Source organism: Neobacillus niacini, from assembly GCF_019749295.1.
Classification (GTDB): domain Bacteria; phylum Bacillota; class Bacilli; order Bacillales; family Cytobacillaceae; genus Neobacillus; species Neobacillus niacini_D.
Genome location: NZ_JACWFG010000018.1, coordinates 78,527 through 96,602 on the forward strand (window position 1 = coordinate 78,527; position 18,076 = coordinate 96,602).

An 18,076-nucleotide genomic window follows, 5' to 3' on the forward strand; every position below is an offset into this window, starting at 1 on the left:
GTGATTTTATGAATGAAGATAAAGTTAGGATTGTGCAGTGGATAGAGGACCAAGAGGAAGACCTAGTGGAGTTTTTGAAAAAGTTAGTTGAAACAGCTTCTGATAATCCAGCTGGTGATTGTTTACCAATCGCCAGAGTGTTAGAGAAACAGCTTTCAGAGCTTGGGTTTGAAAATGTGTTTCTCCTTGAAATAGACGAAGAAAGTGTAAAAGCAAATGGGATGATTAGTATGGCTAACGTCCTTGCGCCCACGGTGTTTGGTAAAGGGACAAATGTTGTATTAAATGCACACGGAGATGTTGTTCCTCCTGGTTTAGGGTGGAGTGTCGACCCATATGGAGGAGAAATTATAGATGGAAAAATGTATGGGCGGGGAGTGGCGGTGTCAAAGTCAGATATTGCTGCTTATACCTATGCAGTTCTTGCATTAAAACAGGTTCAAGCTCAGCTTTCTGGGAGGGTGGACCTTGCATTTACATTTGATGAAGAAACAGGAGGAGAAATAGGTCCCAAGTGGCTGATTGACCAAGGTCATATCAAGCCAGATCAGGCAATCGTTGCAGGTTTCACCTATTCGGCTGTCAACGCACATAATGGCTGTTTGCATTTTGAAATCAAAACAACTGGAAAGTCAGCACACGCTGCACTGCCGCATACAGGTATTGATGCAATTGAGGCGACTACAAAAATTTTAGGGGTTTTATATGATTATCGTAAAACACTCGCAGAAAAAAAGTCATCGATACCAGGGATTGAATTTCCTACATTGAATGTTGGACTCATTTCGGGTGGAATAAATACCAATGTAGTTCCAGATGAATGCAGTATTAGGGTGGATCGACGATTAATCCCTGAAGAGGACTTTGTGGCTGCAGAAACTGAGTTTAGAGAACTTGTACATCAAGCAGTATATGACATTCCAGGGATAAACATTGAAATTACGAAAATCCTCCATGCTAAAAGCTTTGGACCCGTTCCGGAGAATATACCATTGGTTCAAGCTTTGGCTGAAAATTGGAAATCAATTTTGAAGGAAAATGGGGAGCTCCCGGTCCACGGAGTACCGTTATATACAGATGCCCGTCACTTCTATGCTGCAGGAATTCCTACGATTATGTTTGGAGTTGGCCCAAAGGTGTTAGAAGAAGCTAACGGGCACCGGGCTGATGAAAATATTCGACTTTCTGATTTACAGGCAGCAACCAAAATAATCGCGTGCACACTTTATGATTTATTAACGGAAGGATAAATGAAAGAGCCAACGAAGTGTGTTGGCTCTTTGATATTAGAATGTATGAGCTAAATCTTTTGCACGCGCGATGGCGTTTTCTTTAATTTCCTGTGCTTTGTCAGGCATTGCATTATGCCCCTCAACAAATAAGCCTTCAAAGGAAGGGACTCCATAGAATTGCATCATAATTTCAAGGTAGCGGTGCCCCATCTCCATTGCTGCTGCAGGTCCTTCGGAATAAATCCCTCCGCGTGCTTGAATATGTAATGCCTTTTTGTCGGTTAACAGTCCAATTGGACCACTTTCTGTATACCTGAAGGTTTTTCCTGCAACGGATACTGCATCTAAATAAGCTTTCATGACAGGAGGGAATGAAAAATTCCATAACGGTGTAACAAAAATATATTTATCGGCAGAAATAAATTGCTCACAAATCTCAGAAAGTCTGCCAACTTTTGTTTTTTCTTCAGAGGATAGCTGTTCAAATTCCGTGCCTGATCGAAGTTTTCCCCAGCCGCTGAAGACATCAACATCGATTTGTGGAACATCAACTTTGTAAAGATCCACATTGATAATTTCATGGTCAGGATTTACTTCTTTGTAGGTATCAATAAATGCCTTTCCTACTGCCATACTATAAGACTGAGTATCATCATGAGGATGAGCGGTTATGTACAATACTTGTGTCATTTTTATATCGATCCTTTCCCTATCTAGTCTAGCCTACATTCTAGTTTGCGTGTTGAATGTAAATATATGCAGATACATAAACAAATCATAACAAAAAAAATAAAAGGAATTTGCGTTTTGCAAACTCCTTTTATTTTTTAGTTATTATTTTCAGTAAAGTAAGGGTTTCCACTAATGTTCGCACGCATTTCATCTGTTAATGAAAATGGCTCGTTTACAGTGGAATTAGCAGTAGTCTCCTCATTGTTTTGAATACTTCCATCATAATGAATTGGTTTATTTGTCATAGGTACATTCACCTCCATAATATAGTCTATACGTAAATTCTACTATTTATTTACTATTTTTAATAGGTAATTTTTAATATTCTAAATGTTATTTCTACTGGTAATTATTTACTATAGAAATGTTAGTATTTGGTATAGTGCTTTTCCTTCATTCACCTTTCTTCGTTATTTATGATAAAATTTTTAAAAAAAGGAGTACGCTCAACATGAAATTAATTGACCTCCATTGTGATGCATTACTTAAACTTTCAGAAGGAAAAGGCACGCTTCGTTTTGCTGACGCGAAAGAATTGCAGACCAATAAAAACCGGTTACATAAAGGGCAAGTTAAGGTGCAGTGCTTTGCCATTTTTATTGAGCCAAACATTCCTTCTGATCAGAAATTTCAAGAAGCACTCGTACAAATTGATTATTTTTACAAGGAAGTACTCGGGAAAAATCAAGATATCATTCACATTAAAGAATGGTCTGATTTTGAAAAGATCAATATCGGTCAAATTGGTGCCATGTTAACCCTTGAAGGTGTGGACGCCATTGGGAACGATCTTACGAAACTCAATATCCTTTATCAACTGGGGGTTCGTTCCGTTGGTTTGACTTGGAATAATGCTAATTTAGCTGCGGACGGTGCAGGTGAACCACGCGGCGGCGGGCTTACGCTTTTTGGGAAAGAGATTGTGCAGTTTAATAATGAACATCATATTTTGACAGATATCTCTCATCTGAGCGACAAGGGAATATGGGAGGTCATTGAATTAGCAAGGTTTCCAATCGCAAGCCATTCAAATTCACGAAAGCTTTGTAACACCCTCCGCAATTTAACAGATGAACAAGCAGCTGCAATGTTTAAAAGAAATGCTATGGTTCATGTTGTCTATTACCCTCCATTCGTAAAAGAAGCTGGAGAGGTGAAAATAACAGACTTACTAAAGCATATCGACCACTTCTGTTCATTAGGCGGTGTGAGGCACATTGGGTTAGGTTCTGATTTTGATGGAATAAGAACGTTTATCACAGACCTTGAAGATGCATCAAAGACCCAAAATCTTATTAATGAATTATTAAAGCACTTTAAAGAGGATGAGGTAAGAGGTTTCGCCTACCAAAACTTTCTCGACCACCGGCCAGGAGTGTTTGGATGAAAATTAGACAGACAGGATTAAGTGTTGGCATGCTGCCAACAGGTCCCAAAAATTGCATTACCGATGTTGCGGGTGTAATGGTAGGTCACGTAACGCTTGATTATCCGCTGGATGATGCTGGTGTAGACTATGCCTGTACAGGAGTAACAGCGATACTGCCTCACAAAGGGAATGTTTTTAAACAAAAAGTAACTGCGGCAAGTTATGTACTAAATGGCTTTGGCAAAACAACCGGGCTTGTTCAAGTCAATGAATTAGGACAGCTTGAATCACCGATTATGCTGACAAATACGTTTGCTGTACCTGCAGTCACTCAAGGGACTTTAGAATATATGCTGGCTGAGAACCCTGAAATTGGAGATACAACTGGCACCATTAACATCGTAGTTGGAGAATGCAATGATAGTTATTTGAATTCAATACGGCAATTTCCAGTTAAACCGGATCATGCGATTGAGGCAATTAGAAATGCCTCAGACCAACAGGCTGAGGAAGGGGCGGTAGGTGCTGGAAAAGGGATGATTTGCTTTGGATATAAAGGCGGAATTGGTTCGTCTTCCCGCAGCATTGAAGAATACACTATTGGCTGCTTAGTTCTGAGCAACTTTGGTAAAAAAGAAGAGCACCAGACATTTCGATACTCAAAAGTGGAGGGTCTGTCGGATACATCAGATGGATCTATTATCATTGTCCTTGCGACCGACGCTCCATTAAGTGACAGGCAGCTATTACGCTTATCAAAACGCTGTGGAATCGGTCTAGGGAGAACAGGCAGTCATTTCAGTCATGGCAGCGGGGATATCGTTATTTCCTTTTCAACAGCTTATAAGATAGAACATTTTTATGAAGAACATACAGAACAAAGGACTCAACTTCGCGAGGATCATCCTTTGATGAATCAGTTATTCACCGGGGCAGCAGAAGCGGCAGAGGAAGCAATCCTAAACTCATTGTCTCAGGCAGTAACAACAAAAGGAAGAGCGGGAAGAGTCGTAAATCATATTACCTTTACGGGCGAGGAATGAATGACATGTATCTAACCATAAAAGAAACAGCAGAATACCTATCAATGCCAGAATCAGCAATAGAAGACCTAATCAAACAAAAAAAAATCCGCGCCATCCATGACGGAGAAGAGTGGATCATCAACAAAGAACAATTCAACACCCACCTAAAACAAGTAGAAAAATACAAACACCTAGTCGAAGAAATCCTAAGTGAACCCATCCCCGAAGACCACGATATAAAAGATGAAGACTAAATACGGTGCCTGTCACCGTCCGTGGACAGTGTCCACCTGGAATGGACACTATCCCTAAAAGCTTAATACGGAGGGGTTTCTAGTGGGGGATTTTTTCTTGAAAAGAGTGTATGAACCATACGATGAGTCAGATGGTTTTCGGATTTTAGTGGATCGCTTGTGGCCTCGCGGCATCTCAAAGGAGGCTGCAAGGTTGACGGCTTGGCATAAGGAGGTTGCTCCTAGTCCCAATCTTCGTAAGTGGTTTTGCCACAAACCCGAGTTGTTTGAGGAGTTTCGAACTAAGTATATAGCGGAATTGCGTACGGATGAGAAGAAGCTGAGGATTATGGATGAATTAATTAATTTTGCTTCCCAAGGGAACGTTACTCTCCTATACGGAGCAAAAGATTCAGTATATAATCATGCAATCGTTTTAGAAGAAGAACTAAAGAGATTAATGAGTCATAAAGAAACAAAAGAAAATTAGGCAGCTAGGAGCTTTTTTATGAAAAATTATATCTTTTTATTCTGTATTATTTTGATCCTGTTTGGCACCTATACCGGTATTCGTGGTTCTTCTGAAACCAAGACCATTAATCTAGTAGCCCTCGGTGATTCCATCACACATGGAGTAGGGGACCCTGAAAAAAAAGGATACATAGCAGGAGTTAAAGTTAAATTGGAAGATAAACAGAAAACTCCTGTCAAAGTGAGCAACTTTGCCATACCAAGGTATTCTACCGATAAAGTTTTAGAACAACTTCAGGATGATAAAATCAAAGCGCAAATAGAAAAGGCAAATTATATTATTCTTTATATTGGCACGAATGATTTTAGGAAGAGTGCTAATTATCAATTTAATCCACTTGATGTAAAAAGAATAAATGATGGTAAAGTTACATTCACAACCAACCTTAATAAAATCCTTGAAAGCATAAGGAAAGATAATTCTGCAGCTCCTATTTTCGTTCTAGGTTTATATCAACCTTATGTTGAATACTCGAATCGCAAGGAAATTCTAAACACCATAAAAGATTGGAACGATGGGATTGCCAATGTGGCAGGTAATTTTAATACAACTTACTTTGTTGCCACTCTTGACCTATTTCATGACAAACCTAAAAGCACCTATTTTAGTGATTCATTACATCCTAATCCCGCTGGATATCGACTAATTTCTGAGCGAGTGTCAGAAAAAGTAATAAAAGAACTTAGTTTTAAATAATCATCCATTAGAAGACCTAGTGATATAAAGCTATGAACTAAAAAAGGAGCTTATAAAATGATAACGCTAAATGAACAACCCATCGTTAAAGCAGAAATGCTAATTCGCAGACCAGTCGAAGAGGTGTATGAAGCTTTTATTAACCCTGAGATCACTACAAAATTTTGGTTCACTAAAAGCAGCGGAAGGTTAGAAGAGGGTAAAACAATCAGGTGGGACTGGGAAATGTATGGTGTTGGGGATGAATTAGTTGTTAAGGAAATCGTACAAAATAAGCTATTAAGAATTGAATGGACCGACGGCACCCAGGTGGAGTGGATATTTATCCCGCGAGCGGATAATGAAACCTTTGTTTCTATTACAAACTCAGGCTTTTCTGGAAGCGGCGATGAGATGGTAAACCAAGCCATTGATTCTATGGGAGGATACACAATGGTACTCTCTGGATTAAAGGCATATCTAGAGCACAACATTCAATTAAATCTAGTAGCCGACAAGGCGCCAGATGCGAACGTAAATTGACAGGAGTAATGAGGCAGACTAAATCTACAAGATTTAGTCTGCTGTTTTGTCATGATTTGAGCAAAGTTAAGGGGAGTAAAGACAGTGGAGAAATATATAAAGCGTATTAAACAGGTTTACCCTAAACTATCCATCCTGGATTGTCAGCCAAATGAAGTTGGCCAAAATAATGATGTAATCATTATAAATGAATCCATCGTATTCAGATTCCCAAAGTATCAAAAGGGAATTGAAAGTTTAAAAAAAGAGACTGAGATATTAGGAGCTATTAAAAATACTGTATCCATTCCGATACCAAAGCCAATCTATCAATCTTTTGAAGAATGGGAGGCAGGGAAAGCTTTCGTTGGCTATGAGTTAATTCAAGGATCTCCATTATGGAAAGCAAGTTTCGCAACCATTGATAATGAAGAAGTATTAAATAAACTATCATCACAACTTGTTAACTTCCTTGTTGAAATTCATTCATTTCCAAAAAATAAACTATCATTAGATGAAAACAATCCTCGTGAACAAATAGTCAATCTTTATCAAAAGATACAAAATAAGCTTTATTCTTTTATGAGTGTAGAAGCACAAAGACAAATCTCTCATTCATTTGAAACCTTTCTAAATAGCGAAATATGCCAAAACTTAAACACCTCTTTGGTTCATGGGGACTTTGGGGCAACCAATATTTTATGGGAACCTCATACCAAAGAGATATCGGGAATTATTGACTTTGGCGGCAGTGGTATAGGTGACCCAGCATATGACTTTGCAGGAATACTATCCAGTTACGGGGAAGATTTTTATAACATGTGTTTGAATTTGTATCCAAACGGAACCGAAATAGCTGAACGAGTAAAGTTTTATAGAAGCACATTTGCGCTGCAGGAAGCCTTACATGGGGTGGAAAATAATGATGCTGAAGCATTTAAAAATGGTATTAAAGCTTATATTTAGAATAACTTCAAAAGCCTTCTAAAAAGGTCTTACCTTACCTTTATGGTTCTTAAGACTCATAAAAAGTTTAATTTGATAAAGCAGTGAAGTGAATAATTAGGTATAAATTCCTACCTTTTTAAGCATTATAAAAGATGTTGCTAGCCACAACATACATAAAAAGGAGGAATTACAAGTTATGACCAATAAAAATAATAATCGTAACCAGCCGCATACTGGCGGCAGCAAAGCCGATACGGAATTTGGTGCAGAACAAGGATTAAGCAAGAAAGCAAGGAAACAAGCTGCAAGAGATAATAAAAACAACTCATAATTCAAAGCAAAAACGCCTCCCAGGGCGTTTTTCTATTTTATATAACAAAGTAAAATACGCATAAGAAATGAGACAAACTCCCAAGCATAATAAAAATGTGAAAAATCTCATGAAAGCCCATGTATTTAGATTGAAGGAATTTTGGCTTTGCTCCGTAAATAACTCCGCCGATTGTATAAAAAATACCGCCCAGCACTAATAAAAACAACCCCAGCCTATCCATGCTTCCTGCTAATGGGGAGAAGACAAATACAATCATCCATCCCATAACAAGATACAATGCCGTAGAAATCCAGCGTGGGCAATTAAACCAAACCATCTTAAAAACTACTCCGCTTAAAGCTACCGCTGCAATAATCGAAAATAGAATATTCCCTGTCGTTCCATTTAAGCTGATAAAGCAAAATGGTGTATAGGTACCTGCAATTAAAATGAAAATCATCGAATGATCGAGCCTTCTTAGAAAAGCAATCACATGGTCTTTAGCGATTACCATATGGTAAGTGGCCGAAGCAGAATAGAGAAGAATCATGCTGACTCCGAAAATGATGACTGCAGTAATGGCCATCGTTGACGAGTTCGTACTCGACACTTTGATCACCATCGCAAGAAGTCCAACAAACGATAACAGCGCTCCAGTTAAATGAGTTAGTCCATTAATTGGTTCCCGAATAAAATTACTCAAGCAAAAACCCTCCTAATACATCATGTAGTTTCAATAACTACTTATAATAATACTCATAAAACATAATCTAGTCAACGAATAACTGTTACGATATAATGGTAATTAGATAACATAATGATCGGAGTTTTTATGATGGAAAAAATCAGTGAGATAATCGAACAGCTAGGTTTAGATTCAAACCTAACAGTAGATGAAATACCGAATATTGATTTGTATATGGACCAGGTGATTCAGTTATTTGAAAATAAATTTGCAGATTCCAAACGCAATGACGAAGAAAAGATCCTTACCAAAACAATGATCAATAACTATGCGAAAGGGAAGCTTATTTTTCCGATAAAGAATAAGAAGTACTCCAAAGAGCATTTGATTTTAATGAGTTTAATTTATCAACTAAAAGGGGCTCTTTCCATTAACGATATTCAGACAACACTTGATGGGATAAATAAAAGAATTGTTAAAGAGGATATCGAGATAGATTCTTTTTACAATAGTTATTTAAGCCTCGCTCAAAAAAACGTGGTGGATTTTAATGAGGATATTAATGAGCGGGTAAAGGATGTCAAGGAAGAAGTATCGAAAATGGAAGATCGAAACGCTCCGTATCTTGAGCAGGTTCTGATGATTTCTGCCCTCGTTCACATGAGTAATTTATACCGAAAAGTCGCTGAAAAACTGGTTGATGAAATTGTTGTTGAGAAAGAAGGAAAGCGTCATAGATGAAATGACGCTTATTCTAATTCCTTCACTTGATGTACATGGACATCTTCTACCTCTTTACCTATATCAATTGCCTTTGGGGCAGAGTCACAAGTCTTAACATTATGGATAGAAACAGAATCAGCCCGGTTTTCACCGCCGTAAACTTTAATATCTGAACCAGCACTTTTAAATCCATGAATTGAAATATTATCTAAAGCTACATTTCTTGCTCGATATTGTATCGCAATAACGGGGTTACCTTGGTAGTTATAATCGGGATCGCCAATCAATGTGAAATGATTAATAATGACATGTTTATAAGCCGATACTACTAAGGCCCGCGGTGTGGAATCCTTATATAAGTCAGTAAAAATGGGTGCATTTGCTACAAGATTCATTGCTGTAATATTAAAAGCTGATTTTGATTCGCAGTCAGTACTTTTGTGGTGCCCGATATGGCGGAAGTTATAGGAACGATTATCGTTTACAGAGATATGACCAAGTATTTGAATATTTGAGGCAGCGGAAGAATTCTGATGGGCTTTCACTTCAATGCCTCCAAAGCACCTGGCCGAAGAATTATTAACCAAAAGCACATTTCTTGAACCATCATCTACTTCAAACCCATTTGAATTCGAAAAACCTTTCTTATGGGCTCGTCCGCTTGGGTCACACATATGTGAATTCGAAATGAAAATATAGTCACTATGATGGGTCGTTATTCCGTCATCTCCAAAACCATAACCAGTTAACCCATCCAGCCAAACATATTTACTGCCGCCTCTGGCGCGGAATCCATCTCCAGCATAATTGTATAGAGTGGAGGAAATATCAAAGCAATGCAGCCCAGGATTGATTCCTTCAACATCCTTTACCCAGCCATAGGTTATGTTTGCATACGTTAAACAGCTGGAATGATTGCCCCAAGTACTCGTTTTTTGTACAGCCCCCAGTCTTTCGACATTCCAATCAAGCGTCATTCCCTGAACAAGCAAATGATGATTTCCCTTCCAATGGTTTGCGTTGGTAATTAATCGTGTCCCTTTGGGAGCTTTGTGATGCAGTTTAATCGTTGTTTTACCTTTTCCAGCCCCAGCGAGATAGGTCCAAGATGGCAGAACAATCCCTTTGGTAATAAAGCTTCCTTCTGGAACGTTTACTTTGACGAATCCCTTTCCAATCGCTCTTTTAAAAGCAGCTGTGTTATCTGTTTTTCCATCCCCAACCCCGCCATAATCCTCAATATTTACCTCCCTGGTAATTCTGCTCACTAAGTTTTCATACTCGTCATCTAGTTTCGGTTTCCATTCAGGATACACATTCCCTTTAGGATCGACGGAAACTTTTACAGGCTCCAGAATGTTATAGGGCTTGGCGAAGAATCTAAATAATCCCTCTATTATCTTTCGTGTAAAAGGAACTGTGAATGTTGACTTGTTGAAAGAGGGGACGGGCTTGTTCTCACGGCATTGATGAAAAATCTGCTCTGTCTCTATTATGGCTTTTTCTATATCAAGATCTTTTCCGGTAATCTCTATAAGCAATTCCCTATTTTCCCGCGGGTCATGGGATTTATTAAATTTCATTATTCTTCTTCACTCCAAGAAAAAAACATTTATAAAACTATTATTGCCGATTAGCAGGAAAAGCTCTAGTAAAGTGGAAAACCGAACTTTTTGTGAACAAAGAGGTCGCGGCTTAGGTATATAGAATAGATACTATGAACGTTAATTTTGAAAGGGGGGACCCAGCTATGAAATACAAAAAAACGATAAGTTTACTCGTTATCATTGTTGCCATACTTTCTATCTTTTCAACGTCTTTTGCCATCTTCTCGAATCAAGGTCAAGGAGAATACGAATACAAGTCCTTATATGGAGAGAGTGTCTCAATCTATGGGAAAGGGCTTTATGAGCATGACTCGGTATCAATGGCTGCACAAGCCATTGCACAGGATTATGTTACGCTTTTCTTAGGAGTTCCCTTGCTGCTGCTATCCTTTTATTTGTATAGAAAAGGTTTGCTTAAAGGCAGCCTGCTACAAACGGGTACATTAGGATATTTTCTATACACCTACGCCTCTTACTCCTTCCTTTCCATGTACAATTCAATGTTTCTAGTCTATGTTGCCCTCATGTCAGCCAGTTTCTTTGCCTTTACACTCATGATGATGTCTTATGATATTAACTCTTTGCCTTTATTTTTTTCAGAAAAGATGCCAGTAAAGTTTTTAGGCGGGTTCTTACTATTCGTCTCTTTTGTTTTTGGGATGATGTGGACGGGGAAGCTGGGTTTTCCGCTAATGAACCATACATTACCTCCGGGAGATTTACAGCACTACACAACATTTGTGATTCAAGCACTAGACCTTGGCTTTGTAGTACCTGTGGGCTTGCTAGCCGGTGTCTTACTTATTATGAGAAAACCATTTGGCTACCTGCTTGCGCCTGTAATCATCATTAAAGAAATAACATTACTGACAGCAATGACTTCAATGATCTTTCTTCAAATAAAAGCGGGAGTGCAGATAGGCGGCTTATTGATATGGAGCATAATTCTGTTTAATCTCTTGGTAATTTACTGCATGATATTAGTTTTAAAAAACATAAAGGAGACCAAAGAGCCAACAAGTTCTTCGGGTATGTCCTTAAACTAATTACAAAAGAGCTGTTTGATTCCCAAACAGCTCTGACTCTTCCTTTAAATGTAAAAACCTGCAGCCAACATCCCCATTGGAAGGCTTCCTGCAATACAAAGTCTCGACATACTAACCTTTCCATAAAGGGTTACGGTACCGATTTTAAGGTCCCAGGTGGACATTCCGTGCCCCTTCAGGTCCCGATAGGAAAAAATGAAGCAAATAAAATTTAAAATAGGGATTCCGAATCCCATACCCGCAGCGCTAACAAAAATACTTCGCTTAAGGGCAGTTTTGAAATCGACTTTATCACCATGTATGCTTTTAATCTTAGTATTTAAGAAAGCCCTTCCAAAAGTATTGCCAAAAATAGCAATAATCGCCGGTTCAACGATAATCCAGAGGAATAAACTTATGATAAATATATATAAATTTGAGATTTCTGCGACGAACGATGGAGAAAGAATAGAGACAAATAGAATGAAAAGTATTGAAAATAAGGAAAGGTCGAATAGTCTAGCAAGGTAACGTACATAAGGTCTTCCAGCAGGATAGGTCGCTTCTTCATATTCTTCTTTTGTTTTAAACTTATCTGGGAACAGGTGGATTCGAGTGGATTCAAAAATACTTTCTGAGAAAGTTGCAAGGTTTTTGGCCATTTGCCAGCTGCTCATTGATTTGTTCCATACAAAGGTATCACCAGAAAGTACTCTTTGTTCTATTAACTTCTTTAATTCAAATAGGCAGACAGGACCTTGCTGCTCAGAATCTTTAATAAAAAACCAAACATTTTCCTTATTTGATTCCATTTTATCGCCCCCGATTAGGTAAATTATACCATGTTAGGTTAAGGGCCATTTTTGTCAGTTTTGTGTATTTTGAATATTTTTTACCCATTAGCTTCAAAATACTAACATACGTTCGGAGGTGGGAGCTATGGAAGATAAGAATTATGAGAAGATTTATGAGGAATATAAGCAGCAAAGTGAGCAGCAAGCACAGTTAGAGGCAGATCAAGGCAATCCTAATGGAAAAGAGGAATTTACAGCCGTTAGAAAAAACGATGATGGGGATATCATTGCCTTTAAAACAAGTACAGGCAGAGAACTGGATTACATTACCGCTTTAACAGAAGCAAAATCAGGTCAGATTGCACATGTAGATGTGTTTCATAAGTATGGAAGAGATATCATACGAAGTGAACCAGATGGGATAAAAGAAAACAATCTTGACCGACTGCCTGAATTCTAAATCATTAGTGGAGCAGCACAAAGGAGCTGCTCCCTTTCTTTTATTTGGCTCTGTTATTATTCATTGTTGATTTTCGTACAGGGTTAAAAATTCATAGGCGGAGAATTTCCGTCTATTGTTTATAGAGGAACCTTTAGAAGCAGATATAAGCGGAGATATTCCGCTTAAATTGCTTTAAATAAGTCAAATTACAAGGATTTGAGAACAATAAGCGGAAAAACTCCGCCTATTTATAAGGAAATGATAGTATTTCCCATTTTAAACGGAAAAACTCCGCTTATTTTTCAAACACGGCAAAATCAATATTCCGCTTAACAGAGCCTTTTGTTAGAAAAAGGATTTTTCCTATTTTAATGGAATATAAAAGATGAAAAGGACTTAAATATATTGTTATGGGACCTAGTCTGCAGGAGTCATAATGTTATAGAATAAGAGAAATTCTTAGAGGAAAAGGTGGTTGGTATGTTTTTTCTTTTGTTAACTGCGATGATTATTTCTTTTGTAGTTGCTGTTACGTTATTACTAAATGGTGAAATGGTAATTGGCATAATTGCTGCTGCTATAGGTATTTTAATGTTGCTGTTCGTGCTTTTTTATTATGGAAAAAAGAGGTATCGAAAAAAGAAAAAGGGTGATTGTACGCCAGATTGCCCAGATTTCGATTGTGGACCAGACTGTGACGGAGGGCCAGATTGTGATTGCGGACCAAATTGTAATTAAACTGAAGGTGCTGACTGATATTGTACCTTGTCATCGAATGAAGTCTAGAAGTCTAACAATAAAAGGGCATACGCTTCCACTATGCGCTAGGTGCACGGGGATCTTATTGGGGTATTTATTTTTTCCTTTATTATTAATAGTTCCAATAAATCAGCCGCTTTGGCTGGGGATTGTATTAAATCTTCCCATGGTCTTGGACGGATGGACCCAAAAAAGGAAACTTCGATTGAGTAATAATCCATTGAGGTTAACAACGGGAATCGTAAGCGGTTTAGGTCAGAGTATTATTATCGTGAGTATCAGCCAAGGGATTATTTCTCTTGTATTGTAACACAAGTGCGCTATTATCCGTTTCATACTTGTCCTGCAAAGCATAGTATAAGACAGGTCGGTATGAAAGGATGATGTTAATTGTTGGACTCTTTATTTGAGTTTTTATCACAGCTGCTCACAATGGTCTATCAATTTATTTTATATATTTTAGAAACATTCCAAAATATTTTATAAAAGGTCTAATGCATGGCCTTTTTTTTGTTAAAGTAGAACGTAAAGAAGCGAAGGTTGTGAAAAAATGGAATGCTTGGGATGTAATTTGGCTAATAAAAATCTGCCTGTTCATGTTGTTTTTGAAGATGAGTATGTTTGTTGTTTCTTAGACCATGAGCCATTTAATGAAGGGCATATTATGATATTGCCTAAAAAACATGTTTATGATGTAGAAGAACTTAACGAAAAAACAGCCAATTCAATTATGAAGGCATCAATTCTTTTATCAAAAGCAATAAAAAAACTGTTTAATCCAGATGGGATCACCATCTGCCAAAATGGCGGGATTTTTAATGAATTAACACATTATCATATGCATGTGGTCCCTAGATATAGAGGACAGTCATTTGGAGATTTCTATTTAGAAGATGAGATTGTGATAGAAGATGAAACGAAGTTAAAAGAGACTGCTAGAAAACTAATTAAGGCAATTAGTGAATTAAACAAATAAGGAGAAACTAATGATCACTTTATACATAACAAGACACGGTGAAACAGAATGGAATACTGAAAAAAGAATGCAAGGCTGGCTGGATTCAAATCTAACGGAAAACGGCATAAAAAATGCAGTATGTTTAGGCGAAAGATTGAAAGAAACAGAGGTAACAGCCATTTATTCCAGTACAAGCGGGAGGACGAAAGCCACTACTAATTTGATACGTGGTGAAAGAGATATTCCGATCATTTACGATGAAAATTTAAGGGAAATTAAACTGGGTCAATGGGAAGGAAAAACTCATTCTTCCATTAAAGAAATGTATGGAACAGAGTTCGAGGCATTCTGGAATACACCACATCTATTTACGAATGATGGAGGAGAGACGTTCGAAGAAACACGTGCAAGAGCCATTAAGGTTTTAAATCGAATAAAAAGAGAATATAAATCTGGAAATATATTGATTGTTACTCATTCTGTCGTCATCAAATGCTTGTATACATTCTTTAAGAATATACCAATTGAAAATTTATGGGACCCTCCCTATATACATGATACAAGTCTTACGATTGTGGAAATGAATGAAAATGGTTTTAAACTCATAGTAGAAGGAGATATCACTCATTTGGAAACGGCAAATTTTATTTAGAAGGAGGTATGGCCAATTTGGACGTTAGATTAGAAAAAGCAGTAAATACAGATGCAAAAGCGATTTTTGATATACAGGTAGATGCCTTTATGCCCTTGCTTGAAAAATATAAAGATTACCAGAAAAATCCAGCAAATGAAACCATCGAACGAGTCATTACCAGAATAAACAATCCTCAAGGGGGATTTTATAAAATACTGGCTGATCACCATCTTGTGGGTGCTATTTGTGTACATTGGAAAGTGGAGAAACAATTTTGGATAAGTCCTATGTTTATTCTTCCTGAACATCAAGGGAAGGGGATTGCCCAAAAGGCTATTGCTCATGTGGAAAAATTGTTTCCTCAGGCTATTAGCTGGGAATTGGCAACCATTTTGGAGGAAGAACGTAATTGCTGCTTATATGAAAAATTGGGATATATAAAAACAGGTGTTAAAAAGGTCTTAAATGAACAAACAACACTTATTTTTTATAAAAAAGAAATGGAGGCGGGGACAGATTAAAAGACTGGAAGCATACAAAGCAGCTGATCTATTTATCATGAACCATTTTCCGAATTGTGATGGTGCCTTGTTAGCAGGGAGTGTTGTTCGAGGCGAGGCCACAAAAACATCTGACCTTGATATTGTTATATTTGACTGTAACCTTAAATCTGCATTTAGAGAGTCAGTCATTGAATATGGTTGGAGTATAGAGATTTTTGTACATAATTTTACCTCTTATAAGGACTTTTTTAAAAGTGATTGTGAACGAGCACGACCTTCCTTGCCTAAAATGGTTTCGGAGGGAATCGTAATAAAAGATACTGGAATAATCGAGCCTATAAAACAAGAGGCAAGAGAATTATTGGAGAAGGGACCTGAGGAATGGTCATCTGAGACAATAACATTTAAACGCTATTTTATTACAGATGCGCTTGATGATTTTATAGGGTGTACCATGCGGGCGGAAGAAATATTTATTGCTAATACACTAGCTGAATTAGTTAGTGAATTTGTGTTAAGGACAAACCGACAATGGATAGGAGCATCCAAATGGGTAATACGCTCATTAAGAAACTATGATGAAAACTTTGCAAATCGATTTGTCGAGGCGTTTGACACTTTTTATAAAACGGGTAATAAGGATTTAATTATCGTATTGGTTGATGAGATTTTGCAGCCATATGGCGGACGGCTATTTCACGGCTTCTCATTAGGAAAATAATAATCTGGTTCATACCAGTATTAAAAATGGTAAAATCACACATACTTTCCTCATTAAGATACTTTAATATAGGGGGAGTAGTATGCATTGGTATGAGAAGTTAAATCAATATTTTCCTGTGGTAGAAATGAAGTCTAGAGAGCATATGGAGACTTTGTTGAAAGAGCGTTCTGATATTTATCATAAAGACGAAGGGCCGAATCATGTTTTGATGTATGCAGAATTAGAGGATTTTGTATTTATTGATTATCTATTTGTTTCAAAAGATGCACGCGGGCAGGGGCTTGGTCATAAGCTTATCGAAAAAATGAAACAAAAAGGAAAGCCAATTATCCTTGAAGTTGAACCGGTTAACTATGAAGACAGTGATACAGGAAAAAGGCTTCATTTTTATAAACGCGAGGGATTCGAGCACGCAAATTCAATCGGGTATGAAAGACGGTCGCTGGCGACAAATGAGGTTAATAAAATGGAGATTCTCTATTGGGCACCTAATCAAGAGTCGGAAGAGCTGATATTTGAAGGCATGAAAAAGACGTATAATAAGATACATACCTATAAGGATCAACATTTTTATGGCGAGTCGTACCAACCTGTTGAAGAGGTCTTGACCTTTACCGAAAATCCCCAAAATCAAAATATTTTAGATGAATTATAAAGTAGTGCTTTGCTCCTGATGGGGTAATGCACTTTTCCTTTTTTTAGGAAGGATTAATAGGTTTAAATGATGAATATATAGTGTTGAGATTTTTTTAAAAATGGAGGTATAACATATGAATAGAATAAACCTTATTACTTTAGGTGTGAAAAATATCTCTCAGTCACTTAGATTTTATCGAGATGGACTAGGATTTGAAACATCTGTAACGGAAGAAAATCCTGGAATTGTGTTTTTTAAAAATGGCGGTACGAAGCTTGCTTTGTATCCTTTAGATGAGCTTGCTAAGGATATCAATGGAGAAGACCCGCCATCTCGGCAAGGCTTTTCAGGGATTACTCTCGCTTACAATGCAAAATCTGCAGAAGAGGTTGATCAAATATTTGAAACGGTGGAGCAGGCAGGTGGAAAGATTGTAAAAAATCCACAAAAGGTATTTTGGGGAGGATATAGTGGATATTTTTTAGACCCAGATGGCTACCATTGGGAAGTTGCTTATGCGGAGAGCTGGAAGTTTGATGAGAGTGATATGTTAATTATTGATTAAAATAACCATTTTGTGAGGTTTATTCAATGAATCAGACAAATATCCGACAGTATGTAGAGAATGATTTTAACAGAATACAAGAGTTAAACCAAGCAGAGGGCTGGAATAACTTAGTTGAAAATCATGAAGATACTAAGGAAGCATGGGGAAAATCAAATGTATCTTTTGTCATAGAAGCAGAAGGTAATGGTGTAGTTGGATATATTAGAGGATTAACTGATACACGTATTACACTATATATTTGTGAATTACTAATTGACAAAAATTATCGCGGGTTCGGTCTTGGAAGAGAGTTACTACAATACGTTCATAATAAATATCCGAAAACAAGAATTGAAATGCTTGCGTCTAGTACATCTCGTTCTTTTTATGAAGGACAAGGTTTTCGACCATTTTATGGTTTTAGGAAAACGTTAGGAGAATAAGTTCAGGGAGAGGT

Annotated in this window: 26 protein-coding genes; 21 read left to right on the forward strand and 5 right to left on the reverse strand. The window is 37.4% G+C overall.

Features of this window, described 5'->3' with window-relative positions:
• Positions 1 to 8 precede the first annotated feature (8 nt).
• Positions 9 to 1,250, forward strand: a complete 1,242-nt coding sequence (locus H0184_RS21620) for an ArgE/DapE family deacylase (protein WP_221828340.1) — start codon at positions 9 to 11, stop codon at positions 1,248 to 1,250.
• 36 nt (positions 1,251 to 1,286) lie between these two features.
• Here H0184_RS21620 and H0184_RS21625 read toward each other — a convergent pair whose 3' ends face one another.
• Both H0184_RS21625 and H0184_RS21630 read right to left on the reverse strand, forming a co-directional pair.
• Positions 1,287 to 1,922, reverse strand: a complete 636-nt coding sequence (locus H0184_RS21625; protein ID WP_221828342.1) for an FMN-dependent NADH-azoreductase — start codon at positions 1,920 to 1,922, stop codon at positions 1,287 to 1,289.
• A 137-nt stretch (positions 1,923 to 2,059) separates the two neighbouring features.
• A complete protein-coding gene (locus H0184_RS21630; protein ID WP_221828343.1) occupies positions 2,060 to 2,209 on the reverse strand; it encodes a hypothetical protein in 150 nt (49 codons plus the stop codon).
• A gap of 206 nt (positions 2,210 to 2,415) precedes the next feature.
• On the opposite strand from H0184_RS21630, the gene H0184_RS21635 reads away from it, so the two are divergent.
• From H0184_RS21635 to H0184_RS27805, 8 genes are all read left to right on the forward strand, one after another.
• Positions 2,416 to 3,351 (forward strand): dipeptidase, encoded by a 936-nt coding sequence (locus H0184_RS21635; protein ID WP_221828345.1) that lies wholly within the window; start codon positions 2,416 to 2,418, stop codon positions 3,349 to 3,351.
• Entirely contained in the window at positions 3,348 to 4,376 is a 1,029-nt protein-coding gene (locus tag H0184_RS21640; RefSeq protein ID WP_221828347.1) for a DmpA family aminopeptidase, read from the forward strand. Before H0184_RS21635 ends, H0184_RS21640 begins: the two co-directional genes overlap by 4 nt.
• Positions 4,377 to 4,381: 5 nt before the next feature.
• Positions 4,382 to 4,612, forward strand: coding sequence for an excisionase family DNA-binding protein (locus tag H0184_RS21645; protein ID WP_221828349.1), 231 nt, complete (start codon positions 4,382 to 4,384; stop codon positions 4,610 to 4,612).
• A 97-nt stretch (positions 4,613 to 4,709) separates the two neighbouring features.
• Entirely contained in the window at positions 4,710 to 5,081 is a 372-nt protein-coding gene (locus H0184_RS21650) for a DUF488 domain-containing protein (protein ID WP_260631719.1), read from the forward strand.
• A gap of 18 nt (positions 5,082 to 5,099) precedes the next feature.
• Positions 5,100 to 5,819 (forward strand): GDSL-type esterase/lipase family protein, encoded by a 720-nt coding sequence (locus H0184_RS21655; RefSeq protein ID WP_221828353.1) that lies wholly within the window; start codon positions 5,100 to 5,102, stop codon positions 5,817 to 5,819.
• A gap of 57 nt (positions 5,820 to 5,876) precedes the next feature.
• Positions 5,877 to 6,341 (forward strand): SRPBCC family protein, encoded by a 465-nt coding sequence (locus H0184_RS21660; protein WP_221828355.1) that lies wholly within the window; start codon positions 5,877 to 5,879, stop codon positions 6,339 to 6,341.
• Between the two features lie 84 nt (positions 6,342 to 6,425).
• A complete protein-coding gene (locus H0184_RS21665) occupies positions 6,426 to 7,286 on the forward strand; it encodes a phosphotransferase family protein (RefSeq protein ID WP_221828357.1) in 861 nt (286 codons plus the stop codon).
• Between the two features lie 178 nt (positions 7,287 to 7,464).
• Entirely contained in the window at positions 7,465 to 7,599 is a 135-nt protein-coding gene (locus H0184_RS27805) for a hypothetical protein (protein ID WP_260631720.1), read from the forward strand.
• A gap of 37 nt (positions 7,600 to 7,636) precedes the next feature.
• On the opposite strand, the gene trhA is transcribed toward H0184_RS27805, so the two are convergent.
• Positions 7,637 to 8,284 carry a PAQR family membrane homeostasis protein TrhA gene (gene trhA, locus H0184_RS21670; RefSeq protein WP_221828360.1) on the reverse strand — a complete coding sequence of 216 codons (648 nt, stop codon included), beginning with the start codon at positions 8,282 to 8,284 and terminating at the stop codon, positions 7,637 to 7,639.
• A gap of 132 nt (positions 8,285 to 8,416) precedes the next feature.
• On the opposite strand from trhA, the gene H0184_RS21675 reads away from it, so the two are divergent.
• The gene (locus tag H0184_RS21675) at positions 8,417 to 9,007 is read left to right on the forward strand and encodes a DUF1836 domain-containing protein (protein WP_221828362.1); all 591 of its coding nucleotides are present in this window, start codon (positions 8,417 to 8,419) and stop codon (positions 9,005 to 9,007) included.
• Positions 9,008 to 9,015: 8 nt separating this feature from the next.
• Here the strand turns inward: H0184_RS21675 and H0184_RS21680 are convergent, their stop codons facing one another.
• Positions 9,016 to 10,572 (reverse strand): glycoside hydrolase family 55 protein, encoded by a 1,557-nt coding sequence (locus tag H0184_RS21680; protein ID WP_221828364.1) that lies wholly within the window; start codon positions 10,570 to 10,572, stop codon positions 9,016 to 9,018.
• A 167-nt stretch (positions 10,573 to 10,739) separates the two neighbouring features.
• Between H0184_RS21680 and H0184_RS21685 the strand changes: the two genes are divergently transcribed.
• Complete coding sequence (locus H0184_RS21685) at positions 10,740 to 11,642, forward strand: hypothetical protein (RefSeq protein ID WP_221828366.1); 903 nt, start codon at positions 10,740 to 10,742, stop codon at positions 11,640 to 11,642.
• A gap of 44 nt (positions 11,643 to 11,686) precedes the next feature.
• Here the strand turns inward: H0184_RS21685 and H0184_RS21690 are convergent, their stop codons facing one another.
• A complete protein-coding gene (locus H0184_RS21690) occupies positions 11,687 to 12,433 on the reverse strand; it encodes an RDD family protein (protein WP_221828368.1) in 747 nt (248 codons plus the stop codon).
• A gap of 127 nt (positions 12,434 to 12,560) precedes the next feature.
• Here H0184_RS21690 and H0184_RS21695 point away from each other — a divergent pair, with 127 nt between their 5' ends.
• The 10 genes from H0184_RS21695 to H0184_RS21740 all read left to right on the forward strand — a co-directional run bounded on the left by H0184_RS21695 (position 12,561) and on the right by H0184_RS21740 (position 18,062).
• Positions 12,561 to 12,875 carry a DUF3892 domain-containing protein gene (locus H0184_RS21695; protein ID WP_221828370.1) on the forward strand — a complete coding sequence of 105 codons (315 nt, stop codon included), beginning with the start codon at positions 12,561 to 12,563 and terminating at the stop codon, positions 12,873 to 12,875.
• A gap of 462 nt (positions 12,876 to 13,337) precedes the next feature.
• Entirely contained in the window at positions 13,338 to 13,595 is a 258-nt protein-coding gene (locus tag H0184_RS21700) for a hypothetical protein (protein WP_221828372.1), read from the forward strand.
• Entirely contained in the window at positions 13,570 to 13,926 is a 357-nt protein-coding gene (locus tag H0184_RS21705) for a DUF2085 domain-containing protein (protein ID WP_221828374.1), read from the forward strand. Before H0184_RS21700 ends, H0184_RS21705 begins: the two co-directional genes overlap by 26 nt.
• Positions 13,927 to 14,166: 240 nt before the next feature.
• Positions 14,167 to 14,592, forward strand: a complete 426-nt coding sequence (locus H0184_RS21710) for an HIT family protein (protein WP_221828375.1) — start codon at positions 14,167 to 14,169, stop codon at positions 14,590 to 14,592.
• 10 nt (positions 14,593 to 14,602) lie between these two features.
• On the forward strand, positions 14,603 to 15,226 hold the full coding sequence (locus tag H0184_RS21715; protein ID WP_221828377.1) for a histidine phosphatase family protein: 624 nt from the start codon (positions 14,603 to 14,605) through the stop codon (positions 15,224 to 15,226).
• 8 nt (positions 15,227 to 15,234) lie between these two features.
• Positions 15,235 to 15,729 carry a GNAT family N-acetyltransferase gene (locus tag H0184_RS21720; protein WP_396953614.1) on the forward strand — a complete coding sequence of 165 codons (495 nt, stop codon included), beginning with the start codon at positions 15,235 to 15,237 and terminating at the stop codon, positions 15,727 to 15,729.
• Entirely contained in the window at positions 15,674 to 16,432 is a 759-nt protein-coding gene (locus H0184_RS21725; protein ID WP_221828379.1) for a nucleotidyltransferase domain-containing protein, read from the forward strand. The genes H0184_RS21720 and H0184_RS21725 overlap by 56 nt, the downstream gene beginning before the upstream one ends.
• Positions 16,433 to 16,514: 82 nt before the next feature.
• Positions 16,515 to 17,090: a GNAT family N-acetyltransferase gene (locus H0184_RS21730; RefSeq protein ID WP_221828381.1), complete on the forward strand. Its 576-nt coding sequence runs from the start codon at positions 16,515 to 16,517 to the stop codon at positions 17,088 to 17,090.
• Positions 17,091 to 17,205: 115 nt separating this feature from the next.
• Positions 17,206 to 17,637 carry a VOC family protein gene (locus H0184_RS21735; RefSeq protein ID WP_221828383.1) on the forward strand — a complete coding sequence of 144 codons (432 nt, stop codon included), beginning with the start codon at positions 17,206 to 17,208 and terminating at the stop codon, positions 17,635 to 17,637.
• Between the two features lie 26 nt (positions 17,638 to 17,663).
• Positions 17,664 to 18,062: a GNAT family N-acetyltransferase gene (locus tag H0184_RS21740; RefSeq protein WP_221828384.1), complete on the forward strand. Its 399-nt coding sequence runs from the start codon at positions 17,664 to 17,666 to the stop codon at positions 18,060 to 18,062.
• The last annotated feature ends 14 nt before the right edge of the window (positions 18,063 to 18,076 follow it).

Coding starts and splice junctions, on each gene's coding strand:
- H0184_RS21715 (WP_221828377.1), top strand. CDS start 14,603: ATGATCACTTTATACATAACAAGACACGGTGAAACAGAATGGAATACT.
- H0184_RS21635 (WP_221828345.1), top strand. CDS start 2,416: ATGAAATTAATTGACCTCCATTGTGATGCATTACTTAAACTTTCAGAA.
- H0184_RS21710 (WP_221828375.1), top strand. CDS start 14,167: ATGGAATGCTTGGGATGTAATTTGGCTAATAAAAATCTGCCTGTTCAT.
- H0184_RS27805 (WP_260631720.1), top strand. CDS start 7,465: ATGACCAATAAAAATAATAATCGTAACCAGCCGCATACTGGCGGCAGC.
- H0184_RS21695 (WP_221828370.1), top strand. CDS start 12,561: ATGGAAGATAAGAATTATGAGAAGATTTATGAGGAATATAAGCAGCAA.
- H0184_RS21735 (WP_221828383.1), top strand. CDS start 17,206: ATGAATAGAATAAACCTTATTACTTTAGGTGTGAAAAATATCTCTCAG.
- H0184_RS21725 (WP_221828379.1), top strand. CDS start 15,674: ATGAACAAACAACACTTATTTTTTATAAAAAAGAAATGGAGGCGGGGA.
- H0184_RS21640 (WP_221828347.1), top strand. CDS start 3,348: ATGAAAATTAGACAGACAGGATTAAGTGTTGGCATGCTGCCAACAGGT.
- H0184_RS21685 (WP_221828366.1), top strand. CDS start 10,740: ATGAAATACAAAAAAACGATAAGTTTACTCGTTATCATTGTTGCCATA.
- H0184_RS21720 (WP_396953614.1), top strand. CDS start 15,235: ATGGCCAATTTGGACGTTAGATTAGAAAAAGCAGTAAATACAGATGCA.
- H0184_RS21740 (WP_221828384.1), top strand. CDS start 17,664: ATGAATCAGACAAATATCCGACAGTATGTAGAGAATGATTTTAACAGA.
- H0184_RS21655 (WP_221828353.1), top strand. CDS start 5,100: ATGAAAAATTATATCTTTTTATTCTGTATTATTTTGATCCTGTTTGGC.
- H0184_RS21625 (WP_221828342.1), bottom strand. CDS start 1,922: ATGACACAAGTATTGTACATAACCGCTCATCCTCATGATGATACTCAG.
- H0184_RS21675 (WP_221828362.1), top strand. CDS start 8,417: ATGGAAAAAATCAGTGAGATAATCGAACAGCTAGGTTTAGATTCAAAC.
- H0184_RS21700 (WP_221828372.1), top strand. CDS start 13,338: ATGTTTTTTCTTTTGTTAACTGCGATGATTATTTCTTTTGTAGTTGCT.
- H0184_RS21730 (WP_221828381.1), top strand. CDS start 16,515: ATGCATTGGTATGAGAAGTTAAATCAATATTTTCCTGTGGTAGAAATG.
- H0184_RS21630 (WP_221828343.1), bottom strand. CDS start 2,209: ATGACAAATAAACCAATTCATTATGATGGAAGTATTCAAAACAATGAG.
- H0184_RS21680 (WP_221828364.1), bottom strand. CDS start 10,572: ATGAAATTTAATAAATCCCATGACCCGCGGGAAAATAGGGAATTGCTT.
- H0184_RS21645 (WP_221828349.1), top strand. CDS start 4,382: ATGTATCTAACCATAAAAGAAACAGCAGAATACCTATCAATGCCAGAA.
- H0184_RS21620 (WP_221828340.1), top strand. CDS start 9: ATGAATGAAGATAAAGTTAGGATTGTGCAGTGGATAGAGGACCAAGAG.
- H0184_RS21660 (WP_221828355.1), top strand. CDS start 5,877: ATGATAACGCTAAATGAACAACCCATCGTTAAAGCAGAAATGCTAATT.
- H0184_RS21690 (WP_221828368.1), bottom strand. CDS start 12,433: ATGGAATCAAATAAGGAAAATGTTTGGTTTTTTATTAAAGATTCTGAG.